General features: G+C 59.1%; 12 protein-coding genes. 9 read left to right on the forward strand and 3 right to left on the reverse strand.

Features of this window, described 5'->3' with window-relative positions; all coding sequences use genetic code 11:
• The first annotated feature begins 48 nt into the window (after nt 1-48).
• The 5 genes from EAO82_RS18205 to EAO82_RS18225 are packed head-to-tail and all read left to right on the forward strand — an operon-like array spanning nt 49 to nt 4,148.
• On the forward strand, nt 49-585 hold the full coding sequence (locus EAO82_RS18205) for a YhcB family protein (RefSeq protein ID WP_096345202.1): 537 nt from the start codon (nt 49-51) through the stop codon (nt 583-585).
• 53 nt (nt 586-638) lie between these two features.
• Nucleotides 639-1,778: an MlaE family ABC transporter permease gene (locus EAO82_RS18210; RefSeq protein ID WP_096345203.1), complete on the forward strand. Its 1,140-nt coding sequence runs from the start codon at nt 639-641 to the stop codon at nt 1,776-1,778.
• Between the two features lie 26 nt (nt 1,779-1,804).
• Nucleotides 1,805-2,587, forward strand: a complete 783-nt coding sequence (locus tag EAO82_RS18215; protein ID WP_096345284.1) for an ABC transporter ATP-binding protein — start codon at nt 1,805-1,807, stop codon at nt 2,585-2,587.
• The gene (locus EAO82_RS18220) at nt 2,587-3,525 is read left to right on the forward strand and encodes an MlaD family protein (RefSeq protein WP_096345204.1); all 939 of its coding nucleotides are present in this window, start codon (nt 2,587-2,589) and stop codon (nt 3,523-3,525) included. The genes EAO82_RS18215 and EAO82_RS18220 overlap by 1 nt, the downstream gene beginning before the upstream one ends.
• Nucleotides 3,526-3,539: 14 nt before the next feature.
• Nucleotides 3,540-4,148, forward strand: a complete 609-nt coding sequence (locus tag EAO82_RS18225; RefSeq protein ID WP_153274300.1) for an ABC-type transport auxiliary lipoprotein family protein — start codon at nt 3,540-3,542, stop codon at nt 4,146-4,148.
• Between the two features lie 57 nt (nt 4,149-4,205).
• Here EAO82_RS18225 and guaA read toward each other — a convergent pair whose 3' ends face one another.
• Together guaA and guaB are read right to left on the reverse strand one after the other, a co-directional pair.
• The gene (gene guaA, locus EAO82_RS18230) at nt 4,206-5,786 is read right to left on the reverse strand and encodes a glutamine-hydrolyzing GMP synthase (protein ID WP_096345206.1); all 1,581 of its coding nucleotides are present in this window, start codon (nt 5,784-5,786) and stop codon (nt 4,206-4,208) included.
• A gap of 114 nt (nt 5,787-5,900) precedes the next feature.
• Complete coding sequence (gene guaB / locus EAO82_RS18235) at nt 5,901-7,370, reverse strand: IMP dehydrogenase (protein ID WP_096345207.1); 1,470 nt, start codon at nt 7,368-7,370, stop codon at nt 5,901-5,903.
• A 125-nt stretch (nt 7,371-7,495) separates the two neighbouring features.
• Here guaB and xseA point away from each other — a divergent pair, with 125 nt between their 5' ends.
• The 4 genes from xseA (at nt 7,496) to EAO82_RS18255 (ending at nt 13,057) form a co-directional block, all read left to right on the forward strand.
• The gene (gene xseA / locus EAO82_RS18240; protein WP_096345208.1) at nt 7,496-8,878 is read left to right on the forward strand and encodes an exodeoxyribonuclease VII large subunit; all 1,383 of its coding nucleotides are present in this window, start codon (nt 7,496-7,498) and stop codon (nt 8,876-8,878) included.
• A 7-nt stretch (nt 8,879-8,885) separates the two neighbouring features.
• The gene (locus EAO82_RS18245; RefSeq protein WP_096345209.1) at nt 8,886-9,713 is read left to right on the forward strand and encodes a peptidoglycan DD-metalloendopeptidase family protein; all 828 of its coding nucleotides are present in this window, start codon (nt 8,886-8,888) and stop codon (nt 9,711-9,713) included.
• Between the two features lie 391 nt (nt 9,714-10,104).
• Complete coding sequence (gene leuA / locus EAO82_RS18250) at nt 10,105-11,775, forward strand: 2-isopropylmalate synthase (protein ID WP_096345210.1); 1,671 nt, start codon at nt 10,105-10,107, stop codon at nt 11,773-11,775.
• A gap of 175 nt (nt 11,776-11,950) precedes the next feature.
• Nucleotides 11,951-13,057: an alkene reductase gene (locus tag EAO82_RS18255; protein WP_096345211.1), complete on the forward strand. Its 1,107-nt coding sequence runs from the start codon at nt 11,951-11,953 to the stop codon at nt 13,055-13,057.
• 67 nt (nt 13,058-13,124) lie between these two features.
• Here EAO82_RS18255 and der read toward each other — a convergent pair whose 3' ends face one another.
• The gene (gene der / locus EAO82_RS18260) at nt 13,125-14,576 is read right to left on the reverse strand and encodes a ribosome biogenesis GTPase Der (RefSeq protein WP_096345212.1); all 1,452 of its coding nucleotides are present in this window, start codon (nt 14,574-14,576) and stop codon (nt 13,125-13,127) included.
• Nucleotides 14,577-14,598: the final 22 nt, after the last annotated feature.

Here is a 14,598-nt window from a genome sequence, read left to right on the forward strand (position 1 = left end):
AGTCAATTTGACCAAAGCAACACGCGCAGCACTAGCCTTGGCAATGAAATGCCGTTACCGTTAGAACTAAAGCATATCGTCTATATCAAAGTATCCGATCACGCAGACATCATTGAGGGACCCAAGGTGCAAGCAAGCGAAAATCTCTGGATTGCAGTAGCGATTGCCCTGGCACTGGGCATCGTCATTGGCATCATTCTGACCCAACTGGCCCGTCGGGTCAGCGGCGGCAGCACGACCGGCACTCAGGCCCAGCTTGAGAGCCTGCAACTGCGCTTTGAAGAATATCAGCAGGATGTATCCAGCCACTTCAAGACCACGGCCAATCTGGTATCGCGACTGAACCGCAGCTACCAGGATATTCAGGAGCACTTGACGCAGGGCGCAATGGATCTGTCGCCTGACGACATGACCCGTCAACGTCTGCTGGCCGCGCTGGAGGAGCAAAGTGGCCCTTCCATGAGCACGCGCACCAGTTCCGAGCCGGTATTTGACAGCCTGGAGCCGCCGCGTGACTACGCGCCCAAAATGCAGGATATGCCGGGTACACTGTCGGAAAATTATGGCATCAAGCGCAAGCCTTGATTCAACCCTGCCCGCGACCTCGTCGCGGGTACCTCGTCCGGATAACATCCAGCATGCCGGTCACTGACCAAAACCCATTTTTTTCCTTCTCCAACGACAAACCCGGTTTGCTGGTCATTTCGGGCGACTGGTTACTTGCGCATTACAGCCATTTGCGGCGCTTGACCGCGGCAGCTCAAGAGCACGCCTGCGCGGTCACCGATGTGCAAATGGATCAGTTGAACAAGCTGGATACCGCCGGAGCTCAATTGCTCGCGGAGTTGCTGGGGCCGGCGCAACTGGAAAAGTTGACCGAACAACCTGGTCAACTGCCCGAAGAACGTCGTGTATTGCTGCGACGTGTGGCGCAGAGCCTGGATAGTGAAGAGCCGCAAAGCCCGCGCGGCAGCTCGCTGCTGATCGAGCTGCTGGAACGCACCGGCAAGGCTACCGCTGTTTTCTGGGGGCATTTGGTAGAGTTGCTCGGCTTTACCGGTCTGACACTGGCCAGCCTCGCAGCCAATGTTTTGCGCCCGCGTAGCTGGCGCATGACGGCGGTGGTCGCCCAGATAGAACAAACCGCGCTGAACGCCGTGCCCATTGTTGCCCTGCTAACCTTTATGGTCGGAGCGGTGATCGCCTTCCTCGGGGCCACAGTACTAAGCAGTTTCGGTGCCAGTATCTATACAGTCGACCTGGTCGCTTTTTCCTTTCTGCGTGAATTCGCCGTGCTGCTCACCGCGATTCTGATGGCCGGTAGAACTGCCAGCGCCTTTACCGCGCAAATTGGCTCGATGAAGGCCAATGAAGAAATCGATGCGATACGCGCGTTGGGCCTGAACCCGATGGAGATTCTGGTGTTACCCAGAGTCCTGGCGATGCTGATTGCCTTGCCGATTCTGACATTGGTGGCGATGCTGTCCGGCCTGTTCGGCGGCGCACTGGTTTGCGCCCTGGCGCTGGATATATCACCCACAATGTTTCTCAGCATGTTGCAACAGAATGTCGACGCTCGGCACTTTATCCTTGGCATAGCCAAGGCGCCGGTGTTTGCCCTGTTGATTGCCATCATTGGTTGCCTGGAAGGCCTCAAGGTCAGCGGCAGCGCCGAATCGGTAGGTGAGCACACCACGTCCAGTGTGGTGCAGTCGATATTCGTGGTCATTCTGGTCGATGCGATGGCAGCGATGTTCTATATGGAGATGGGCTGGTGAGTACCAGGAACCAAGCCACCGCACCGCTGGTTCAGGTCAGCGGTTTACTGAATCGTTTCGGCACACAAACGGTTCATGAAAACCTCGATCTGGATATCTATAAAGGCGAGATACTCGGCGTGGTAGGCGGCTCAGGCACCGGCAAGTCGGTACTGCTGCGCTCCATAGTCGGCCTTCACCGTCCGGACGCAGGCAGCGTCCGGCTGTTTGGTGAAGACCTGCAGGCACTCAGCGAGGAAGAACGCACAAAGTACGAGCGACGCTTCGGGGTACTTTTTCAACGCGGCGCTTTGTTCTCGTCATTGACGGTGGCGGAGAACATCGCCCTGCCATTGATCGAACACACCGGCCTCAGCCGAGAAGACGCCGAGCACCTGGCTAAAATGAAACTGGCATTGGCCGGTCTCCCGGCCCTGGCCGGCGATAAATACCCATCCGAGCTGTCAGGCGGTATGGTCAAGCGCGCCGCGCTTGCCCGCGCCCTGGCGCTGGATCCGGATATCCTGTTTCTGGATGAACCCACTGCTGGCCTGGACCCGATCGGCGCGGCGGCCTTTGACGATCTGATCAAGACCTTGCGCGACGCCATGGGCCTGACGGTGTTCCTGGTCACCCATGATCTGGATACCTTGTATGCTATCTGCGACCGCATAGCCGTATTGTCAGATCGCCGGGTGCTGGTAGCTGACACGCTGGAGAATGTCGCTGCTACCGAGAACCAGTGGATCCAGGAGTACTTTCATGGCCCCCGCGGCCGCGCTGCGGCTGAAGCCGTCAATCGTCAACACCAGTTGGAGTCCAGCCGCTAATGGAAACCCGAGCCCATCACGTTTTGATCGGCCTGTTCACCCTGATCGCCGCAGCCGCTGCGATGTTCTTTGCCATATGGCTAAGCAATACCAGCACCAGCAGGGAATTCAAGAACTATACCGTGGTCTTCAATCAGGCCGTGACTGGCCTGTCCCGCGGCAGTGCCGTTCAATATAGCGGGATCAAGATTGGTGACATCAACTCCTTGAGCCTGGATCCGGAAGACCCCCGACGGGTCCTGGCGCGCATTCGCGTGGAAGCGGACATTCCGATCAAGGAAGACACCCGCGCCAAACTGTCCTTCACCGGAATCACCGGCAACTCGGTAATTGAACTGAGCCACGGCCAACCATCCAGCCCGTTGCTGGAGGGCAAGAACGGTCTGGATCCAATCATCGTTGCCTCACCCTCGCCCATCTCGGCGCTCCTCGCGGACGGCGAGGATCTGATGACCAATATCAACCAGCTCATGTCCAGCGCGCGGAGCATTCTCTCCAAAGACAACGTTAAAAGCTTTACGCGCACCATGGAGTCCATCGAGAGAGCGACCACGACCATGGCCAATCAGGGCGATGATCTGGCCTTGCTGATCGACGAACTGACGATTGTCAGCCGCCAGGCTGGCGAAACATTGGAGCAGACCAACCAATTGATGGCCAGCGCCGACAGCCTGCTCAATGATCAGGGCACCCGCACCCTGGATGGCGCCGAACAGGCACTGGCCTCTATCGCTCGGACCAGCGCAGTGCTCGAAGAAATGCTCACTGAAAATAGCGAGGCCTTTGCCAGCGGCATGCAGGGGCTCGGCCAATTGGAACCGGCTATCAACGAGCTACGCGGCAGCCTAGGTGCGTTGCGCAGTCTCACCCGTCGTCTGGAAGACAATCCGGCCCGCTTTCTACTGGGCCGCGACAGCATCGAGGAATTTGAGCCGTGATCAAGCGACACACCATGACCCGTACTACGATGTTAGCCCTTGCTGCGCTCTGGCTATCCGCCTGCACCATCTTGCCTGAGTCGGAGCCGCTGTCGGTCTACCAACTGCCCGCGCCGCAGATGCAGCCTTCAGCCGCTGGCCAGAGTTTACCCACATTGCGCATCAACACCCCGCGCACCGGCTTCGCCCTGAGCACCCCGCGGATGCTGGTCAAGCCCGACGGCAATCGGGTGAGCAGCTACAAGGGCGCGCGCTGGACTGACCCGGTGCCGGTCGTACTGCGCGAACACCTGGCCAAAGCTTTTACCCAGCAAGGCTCACCTGCACGCGTCAGCACTGACGAACATGCGCTACACGCCGACGTGCACCTGGGCGGCGACCTGCAGCAGTTCCAGGTACGCTATGAAGGCTTGCAGCCTGTGGCGGTCATTGAGCTGGATGCCAGGCTGGTCAACCCCAACTCGCGCGAAGTCCTCGCTGCCAGGCGCTTTCTGGTCGAGCAGCCGCTGGACAACCCGCAGGCACCCGGCGTCGTAGTGGCGCTTAAATTGGCGGCCGATGATCTGGCCGAGCAGCTGATCCAATGGACCGCCGATAGCCTGAAGGGCTACGAAGCGAAGTAATATTCCGCGCAATAAAAAACCGCCGTACTGGCGGTTTTTTATTACGCGTTTATAGCCTCATTCCCACTCAATGGTCGCAGGCGGCTTGCTGGAAATATCGTACGTGACCCGCGATACACCGGTAATCTCGTTGATGATGCGGTTGGACACCGTCTCAAGAAACTCGTAGGGCAAATGCGCCCAGCGCGCGGTCATGAAATCGATGGTTTCCACTGCACGCAGGGCAATGACCCACTCGTAGCGGCGGCCGTCGCCGACCACACCCACCGATTTGACCGGCAGGAACACGGCAAAGGCCTGGCTAACCTTCTGGTAAAGGTCGGCCTTGCGCAGCTCTTCGATAAAAATGTAATCCGCGCGGCGCAGAATATCGGCATATTCCTTGCGAACTTCCGCCAGAATGCGCACGCCCAGACCCGGGCCGGGGAAGGGATGGCGGTAGACCATGTCATAGGGCAGGCCCAGCTCCAGACCAATCTTGCGCACTTCATCCTTGAACAGTTCACGCAACGGCTCAACCAGCTCGAAGGCCATATCGTCTGGCAAGCCACCGACATTGTGGTGCGACTTGATCACGTGCGCCTTGCCATTCTTGGAACCGGCCGACTCGATCACATCCGGGTAGATAGTGCCCTGAGCCAGGTACTTCACGCCCTTGAGCTTGGTCGCTTCTTCATCGAACACTTCGATAAAGGTGCGGCCGATAATCTTGCGCTTCTCTTCCGGGTCAGTCACGCCGAGCAGGCGCGACAGGAACTTGTCTTCGGCGTTGACGCGGATCACCTTGACGCCCATGTTCTCGGCGAACATGGCCATTACCTGCTCGCCCTCGTGCAAGCGCAGCAGACCGTTATCGACAAACACACAGGTCAGTTGCTCGCCAATTGCCTCGTGCAACAGCGCCGCCACCACGGAAGAATCCACGCCGCCAGACAGGCCGAGCAGAACGTTGGCCTCACCGACCTGAGCACGCACATTGGCCACCGCATCTTCCACAATGTTGGAGGCCGTCCACAGCGCATCACAACCGCACAGTTCCAGGATAAAACGTGAAAGAATGCGTTGGCCCTGGCGGGTGTGCGTGACTTCCGGGTGGAACTGCACGCCATAGAAATGGCGGCTTTCATCGCCCATTGCGGCGATCGCGCAGCTGGGTGTGCTGGCCAGAATATGAAAGCCCTCTGGCAGCTCGATGACCTTGTCGCCATGGCTCATCCAGACATCCAGGCTGAGCAGACCGTCGTCGTCGATATGATCTTCGATCCCGGAGAGAAAGCTGCTCTTGCCGACGATATCTACCCGCGCATAACCAAACTCGTGCTTTTCCGAACCCTGCACCTGACCGCCCAACTGCTCGGCCATGGTCTGCATGCCGTAGCAAATACCCAGTACCGGCACGCCCAGCTCATAAACGATCCCTGGCGCTCGGGGCGAGCCTGCCTGCGGTACCGACTCAGGGCCACCCGCCAGAATGATGCCCTTGGGGGCAAAGGCGCTGATCTCCGCCTCGTCCATATCCCAGGCACGAATCTCACAGTAAACGCCGATTTCGCGCACTCGGCGGGCAATCAGCTGGGTGTACTGGGAACCGAAATCCAGAATCAGGATGCGGTGAGCATGGATGTCTTGATGGAGCATGGGGCTTTCCTTCGGAAAGAGCTTGAAGCTGAAAGCTGGAAGCAGAAAATCTGAAGCCGGCGCAATGGCGTCCGGCTTCAGCGTCAGGCCTCCAGCGCCTGAGACATTCTGGTATCAACCGACGCGGTAGTTCGGCGATTCCTTGGTGATCTGCACATCGTGCACATGGGACTCGCTCATGCCAGCGCTGGTGATACGTACGAACTGCGGCTTGGTACGCATTTCCAGAATATCGCTGCTGCCGGTATAGCCCATGGACGCCCGCAGGCCACCCATCAACTGGTGGATAATCGCAGCCAGTGAACCCTTGTAAGGCACGCGCCCTTCGATACCTTCAGGTACCAGCTTCTCGGCACCGGCACTGGAATCCTGGAAGTAGCGATCAGATGAACCCTGGGTTTGCGCCATGGCTCCCATCGAGCCCATACCGCGGTAGGCTTTGTAGGAACGGCCCTGGAACAGCTCAACTTCACCCGGCGCCTCTTCGGTACCAGCGAACATGGAACCCATCATCACTACCGATGCGCCAGCAGCGATCGCCTTGGCCAGATCACCGGAGAAGCGGATACCACCGTCGGCGATCACGGGTATGTCCATACCCTTGAGCGCCGTTGCCACATCGGCAATCGCCGATATCTGCGGCACGCCCACACCCGCCACAATACGGGTAGTACAGATGGAGCCGGGACCAATACCGACCTTGACCGCGTCAGCGCCAGCTTCAGCCAGTGCCAATGCCGCTTCCGCCGTCGCAATATTGCCGCCGACCACCTGAATACCCGGATAGTTTTCCTTGACCCAGCGCACCCGCTCGATCACGCCGCGCGAATGACCATGCGCGGTATCGACTACCACCACATCGACACCGGCAGCGGCCAACGCAGCAATCCGCTCGGGTGTATCGACACCGGTACCTACCGCAGCACCGACCAACAGGCGACCCTGGTCATCCTTGGTCGCGTTCGGGTATGCACGGGCTTTTTCGATATCCTTGACGGTCATCATGCCCTTGAGGCCGAAGTTGTCATCAACGATCAGCACTTTCTCGATCCGGTGGCGATGCAGCAGCTCGCGCACCGCACCTGCACTCACGCCTTCCTTGACGGTAACCAGCTTCTCTTTGCTGGTCATGACTTCACGCACCTTGGCATTCATGCGGATTTCAAAACGCACATCCCGCGCGGTCACGATACCGACCAGTTCGCCACCGGAAAGAACCGGCACGCCGGAAATATTGTTAACGCGGGTCAGCTCGACCAACTCGCCGACAGTCGCATCGGCATCGATAGTGATCGGATCCTTGACCACACCGGATTCAAACTTCTTCACCTTGCGAACTTCGGCAGCCTGCTGCTCGACGGTCATATTCTTGTGAATGATCCCCATGCCACCTTCCTGCGCCATGGCGATGGCCAGGCGGGCTTCGGTAACGGTGTCCATGGCGGCGGACAACAGGGGGATATTAAGTTCGATGCGCCGGGTGAGCCGGGACTTGAGGCTGACGTCCTTGGGCATGACCTCGGAATATCCGGGCACGAGCAGAACATCATCAAAGGTAAGGGCTTCTTGGCTTACACGTAGCATAGCAGGGCTCCCGAGCGGGAAAATGGAAGCAGGGCATTATACCTATCACCGGCATCAGCCTCAATCGCTATCAACCCTGCAACGGAATTATTCTCTGAGAGCGCCAGGCAGGCTAAGATGGGCGCATGACCGATGACACCCTATTTAAACGCCTGACAGCCGAGCGCGACGTGCTCAGCGTCAGCCAGCTCAACGCCCGCGCCCGCAGCCTGCTGGAAGATGTCTTTCCGCAAATCTGGGTTGAGGGCGAACTCTCCAATCTGGCCAAGCCCTCCTCCGGGCACCTGTATTTCAGCTTGAAGGACAGTAAAGCGCAGATCCGCTGCGCCTTTTTCCGCCAGCACGCCAGCCGCGTGCGCATGGACATGCGTGACGGCTTGCAAGTTCGGGTACGCGGGCGCGTGAGCCTGTATGAAGGGCGTGGCGACTACCAACTGATCGTCGACAGCATGGAAAGCGCCGGCGATGGCGCGCTGCGTCAGGCCTTCGACGCGCTGAAAGCCAAGCTGGCCGATGAAGGTCTGTTCGCCGCCGAACGCAAGCGCCCGCTACCGGCCCATCCCAAACGCATTGGCGTGATTACCTCAGCCAGCGGCGCGGCGGTGCGCGACATTATCAGCGTGTTTGGTCGCCGCGCGCCCTTTATCGAACTGGTCATCGTACCCACGCCCGTGCAAGGCCGTGAGGCGGCGCCGCTGATCGTCAAAGCGCTGCAACAGGCTGACCGGGCCGGCTTTGACGCACTAATAGTGGCGCGCGGCGGCGGCTCCCTGGAAGATCTGTGGCCGTTCAACGAAGAGATGGTCGCCCGGGCGTTGGCTGCGTGCCAGACCCCCACCATCAGCGCGGTCGGGCACGAGACCGACGTCTCGATCAGCGATTTCGTTGCCGACGTGCGCGCACCCACACCTTCCGCAGCGGCTGAGTTACTCAGCCCTGACCAGCAGGCGATGCTGCAGCAGGTGGAGCGCGCGCACCGTCATCTGCATCAGCGCATGCGCGAACGTCTGGCTCGCGAACAATTGCGCCTGGATAGCCTGCGCCGACGCCTGCGCCACCCTGGCGAGCGCCTGGCGCAACAAGCCCAGCGGCTGGACGATTTCGAACTACGCCTCAAGCGCGCGCTGCGCCAACAACTGACGCTGCTGGGCCAACGCCATGAGCGCCTGCTGGCTCGCCTCCAAGCGCAGCACCCGGGCAAGCACCTCGCGCTGTTGCGCCAACGGCTGGACCAGTTCGACCAGCGCCTGCCGCGGGCCATGACCCTGGGTATGCAGCAACGGCGGCAACGTTTGGACAATCTGGCCCAGACACTGCACCTAGTGAGTCCGCTGGCCACGCTCGGTCGCGGCTACAGCATATTGCTCGACCAGCAGGGTCGCGCGCTGCGCAGCCACGCCGATGCCAAACCCGGGCAACGCGTCGAAGCACGCCTGGCCGACGGCCGCCTTGCACTCAGGGTCGAGGATGACCTCGACCAACCCCACACCCTTCCGCTGCTGGATTGACCTTTAGATGAAACCCCTTATTGCTTTGCTGATAATGGCCTGTCTGAGCCTGCCCGCGCATGCCGAAGGCTTTATTACCCGCTTGTTGAACAAACCGGTGCCCGGCGGCGTAGCTGTGGTCACGCTACCAGAACAGGACAGCGCACCCCGCGTGCGCTACCAGGACCAATCCGTACTGGTCATTCGCGAGGACGGCCAGCGCTGGATCGCGATCGCCGGCATCCCGCTGACGGTAAAGCCGGGGACCGAACAGCTGGAACTGGACACTGGCCAGAAGCTCGACTTCCAGGTCGGCAGCCGCGAGTACCCGGCCCAGCGCATCACCCTGAAGAACCAGCAGCACGTTACACCTGACCCGGCACACCTCAAGCGAATTCAGCGCGAACTGGACCAGCAAATCGCAGCCTATAAAACTTTCAGCCCCAGACAGCCGAGCAACCTGATGCTCGACCGCCCGGTCGAAGGTCGTCTGTCCAGCGCCTTTGGCCTGCGGCGAATTTTTAACGGCGAGGAGCGCAACCCGCACTCGGGTCTGGATTTCGCCGCACCCAGCGGGACCCCGATCAAGTCGCCCGCGGAAGGCAAAGTGATTCTGACCGGGGACTACTTCTTCAACGGCAAAACCGTGTTCGTCGATCACGGCCAGGGGCTGGTCAGTATGTTCTGCCATCTGTCATCAATCGGCGTGGAGGTGGGTGATGAACTGGACCGGGGCGAAGTGTTGGGCAAGGTCGGCGCCACCGGTCGCGCCACCGGCCCCCACCTGCACTGGAACGTCAGCCTGAACAACGCCAGGGTCGACCCGGCCATCTTTATTGGCGCATACATGCACTAAGGCTATCTAAGTCGGGTTGGGTTTGGGACAGCCAACCCAGCCTCACCCCAAAGCCCGAAATAGCACTCAGCCTGTCAGGGTGGAGAAAGTGTAGATAACAGGGACGTTATCTCCAAGCCTCCAGGGACGGATTTACGGCGTCTTTCGCAACCCTGCCAGGCTGAGTGCGGCAACTCCTCGCACAATTCGGTCACAGCCCTTCACGCAAAAAACCACCAATTCGGCCGCATACAATAGATTTATATGTGCAATAAATCCAAATTACGCGAGTTAATGGCGAATTAATAATCAGTGTTGCAATAAAAAACTCAAACTACTAACTTTACTGCAACAACACCCTATTTATAGCACCTACGCGCTCACGAGGCGCCATCAGTACAGGATATTCAGCATGAGCATGCTCAAAGACCCATCCAGCAAATACAGAGCGTTTCAGCCGGTCGACATCCCCGACCGCACCTGGCCATCAAAGACCCTTACCGAGGTTCCGGTGTGGTGCAGCTCTGACCTGCGCGATGGTAACCAGTCGCTGATCGAGCCTATGGATCCCGGACGCAAACTGCGCTTTTTCCAGACTCTGGTCAAAATCGGCGTCAAACAGATCGAAGTTGCCTTTCCGTCGGCATCGCAAACCGACTTCGACTTTGTTCGCACGCTGATCGAAAAAGGCCATATTCCTGACGATGTCACTATTCAGGTGCTGACCCAGGCCCGCACCGACCTGATCGCGCGTACTTTTGAATCGGTACGCGGTGCCAAGAAAGCCATCGTCCACGTCTATAACGCTACCGCCCCGAGCTTCCGGCGCATCGTCTTCAACCAGGACAAGAAAGGCGTGGTGGATATTGCCGTGAATGCCGCCAAGCTGATCAAGGAACATGCCGCCCAGCAACCCGACACGCAGTGGACCTTCCAGTACTCACCAGAGATCTTCACCTCTACCGAACTGGATTTCGCCGTCGAAGTCTGCGACGCGGTACTGGATGTGTGGCAACCAACGCCAGACAACAAGGTTATTCTCAACCTGCCAGCCACGGTGGAAGTAGCTACCCCTAATCATTACGCTGATCAGATCGAATGGTTCGGCCGCCACATCAGCCGTCGCGACAGCGTATTGATCAGTTTGCACACGCATAACGATCGCGGTACCGGGGTGGCAGCTACCGAACTGGGACTGCTCGCCGGAGCGGATCGGGTCGAAGGTTGCCTGTTCGGAAACGGAGAGCGCACCGGCAACGTGGATCTGGTGACTCTGGCCCTGAATCTGTACACCCAGGGCATCAACCCGCAACTGGACTTTTCCGATATCGATGCCGTGCGTAAGGTGGTCGAGGAGTGTAACCAACTGCCGGTTCACCCCCGTCACCCTTATGTCGGGGATCTGGTCCACACCGCCTTCTCTGGCTCGCACCAGGACGCGATTCGCAAGGGCTTCACCCAGCAGAAAAGCGACACCCTGTGGGAAGTGCCTTACCTGCCGATCGACCCTGCGGATATCGGCCGCAGCTACGAGGCGGTCATTCGGGTCAATAGCCAGTCTGGCAAGGGCGGCATCGCCTACCTGCTGGAGCAGGAGTACGGCATCAGCCTGCCGCGGCGCATGCAGATAGAATTCAGCCAGGTGGTTCAGGGCGAAACCGACCGGCTGGGTCTGGAGATGAGCGCAAAGCAGATTCACGATCTGCTTGAGCGTGAATATCTGCAAGCCAGCGATCCCTACACGCTGATTCGTCATCGGCTGCAGGAAGAGAATGGCACCAGCGCGGTGGATGTTGAGGTGCTGAATGAGGGCGAAACCCAGCATTGGCGCGGTCTCGGCAAAGGTCCGCTGGAGGCCTTGGTCGCCGGTTTGCCGGTCAAGGTGGAGATCATGGATTACCATGAGCACGCCATCGGCTCAGGTAGCAATGCCAAGGCTGCGGCTTATATCGAGATCCGCCTGGACAATGGCCGCCCCTTACACGGCATCGGTATTGACGAGAACCTGACCACCGCCAGCTTCCGCGCGCTGTTCAGCGCCTTGAACCGAGCCCTGCGACAGGCCGACCAACAGGCCGCTTGATCCGCCGTATAAGCGCAGGAAAGACACTCCGTCTTCCCTGCGCTAATCCCTACTGCCATGCCCCTACTCCGCGACAATCCGATACATAACCGAGTTGCGAAATAGCACGTCGTACCCATAATGGCGCAGAATCCAGGAGTTTTTACACTGGCCCGCCCATTAAAGGAATTTGTCGATGTCTGACAACACATTGTTGAAGCCCATACGCCTGGGCAGTCTGGATCTTCCCAACCGCGTCATCATGGCCCCGCTCACCCGCCAGCGCGCGCAGCAGCCAGGTAACATTCCACACCAACTGAACGCCATCTACTACGCCCAACGCGCCAACGCCGGCTTGATTATCAGCGAGGCCACGCAGATCTGCGCCGAAGGTCAGGGCTATGCCTGGACACCGGGCGTACACAGTGCCGAGCAGATCGCCGGCTGGAAGCTGACCACCGATGCCGTACACAAAGCGGGTGGGCGCATTTTCATGCAGCTATGGCACGTGGGACGTATCTCCCATACCTTGCTGCAGCCAAACGGCGCGGCGCCCGTAGCGCCCTCGGCGATCCAGGCCAAAGCCGAGTGCTATGTGCAAGAAGCCGATGGCAGCCACCATAAAGCACCCACGTCAATGCCCCGCGCACTGCCAACAGAAGAGCTGCCGGGCATCGTCGAGGCTTATGCCCAAGGCACTCGTAACGCCATGGAAGCGGGATTTGACGGCGTCGAAGTGCATGCTGCCAACGGCTACCTACTGGACCAGTTTCTCTGCTCAGACAGTAATCAGCGCACAGATAACTATGGCGGCAGCGTCGAGAATCGCGTGCGACTGGTGCTGGAAGTAGTCGACGCTGCTGTAAGCACGGTAGGCGATAGCGGCCGGGTGGGCATCCGCATCTCGCCGATGGGTACATTCAACGGCGTGGACGACGCCAACCCGCTAGAGACCTTCAGCCACCTGATCAAGGAGCTGAACAGCCGCCAATTGGCATACCTGCACATCAACAAGCCTGACTGGGTCGGCGGCACTTATGAGGGATTCGATGAGTTACTTCAGGCCCTGCGTGAGCAATACACCGGACAATTGATTCTTTGCGGCGGCATGGATGCCAGCAGCGGCGCCGAAGCGATTGATTCCGGCCTGGCTGATGTGGTCGCCTTTGGCCGGCCCTACATCGCCAACCCGGATCTGGTGGCACGTATCCAAGCCGGAGCCGAGTGGAACAATATCAACCCAGCCACCCTCTACGGCGGAGCTGAAATCGGCTATACCGACTATCCGACCTTGAACGGCTGATACCGCTAAAGAAAAAGGCTGTCGTGAATGACACGACAGCCTTTTCTTGCGGCGTTACACTCCAGGTTCAGCGCTTGTCGCGGCGCTTTTTCTCGGCGGTCTTGTGGTGGCTCATCAACCGGCGCTTCTTGTTCACCTGTCGATCGGTCAGCGTGTTCTTGCGATCCTCATAGGGATTCTCACCTGACTTGTACTCGACCCGAATCGGCGTACCTGACAACTTCAGCACCTTGCGGAAGGTGTTTTCCAGGTAGCGCGTATAGGAGCCAGGAACCTTTTCCAACTGATTGCCGTGCACGATGATGATCGGCGGGTTCGAACCACCCAGGTGCGCATAGCGCATCTTGATCCGACGGCCGTTGACCATCGGTGGCTGGTGCTCGCTGACGGCATCTTCGAGAATCTGCGTCATGCGGTTGGTCGGCACCTTGGTCATGGCGCTGGCGAACGCCTTGTCGACCGACTTGTAAAGCAGGCCAACACCGCTGCCATGCAATGCGGAAATAAAATGCAGATCGGCGAAATCAGCGAAGAACAGGCGGCGCTTGAGCTCGATCTTGACGTAGTCCTTCTCGCGCTCGTCCATCCCGTCCCACTTGTTCACCGCGATCACCAGCGCGCGTCCAGCTTCCAGCGCAAAGCCCAGCAGGTGCAGATCCTGATCGACAATCCCGTCGCGGGCATCGACCACGAAGATCACCACGTTGGCATCCTGGATCGCCTGCAGGGTCTTGACCACCGAGAATTTTTCAACCGCCTCGAACACCTTGCCGCGACGCCGAACACCGGCGGTATCGATCAGGGTATAAGGCTTCTCATGACGCTCGTAGGGAATATAGATACTGTCACGCGTGGTGCCGGCCTGATCGAAGACGATGACGCGGTCTTCACCCAGCATGCGATTGACCAGCGTCGACTTGCCTACGTTGGGGCGACCGATGACCGCAATCTTGGTGCCGATGGCTTCAACGATGCGACGACCCTGGGCATCTTCGCCTTCAACTGCCCGCTCGGCCATCAGCGCGGCGATACCGTGCTCACCCATGACCTGCTCAAGCATCGGATTGATGTTGCGGCCGTGGGAAGCAGCGATACCAATAGGCGCTCCGAGGCCCAGCGCGGAGAACTCACCAAGTATCGAATCCGGATCCGAGCCGTCAATCTTGTTGGCGATCAGATAAGTATGCTTGTTGCGTTTGCGCAGATGCTCGGCAATCAGTTCATCGCCGCCGGTTCTGCCCGCTTGCGAATCGACCAGAAACAGCACCGCGTCGGCTTCTTCGATCGCCTGTAATGACTGTCCGGCCATTTCCATGTCGATGCCGCTTTCTTCACCGGTGATACCGCCGGTGTCGACCAGAATATAGGGCTTGCCCTGCCATCTCGCCTCACCGTATTGCCGGTCGCGGGTCAGGCCGGCCACGTCGGCCACAATCGCGTCACGACTTTTGGTCAGACGATTGAAAAGAGTGGATTTGCCGACGTTCGGCCGACCCACCAGGGCAATAACAGGAACCATGATCACTCCGCGCACGGATCAC

The sequence above is a fragment of the Halopseudomonas pelagia genome (assembly GCF_009497895.1).
Classification (GTDB): Bacteria; Pseudomonadota; Gammaproteobacteria; order Pseudomonadales; family Pseudomonadaceae; genus Halopseudomonas; species Halopseudomonas pelagia_A.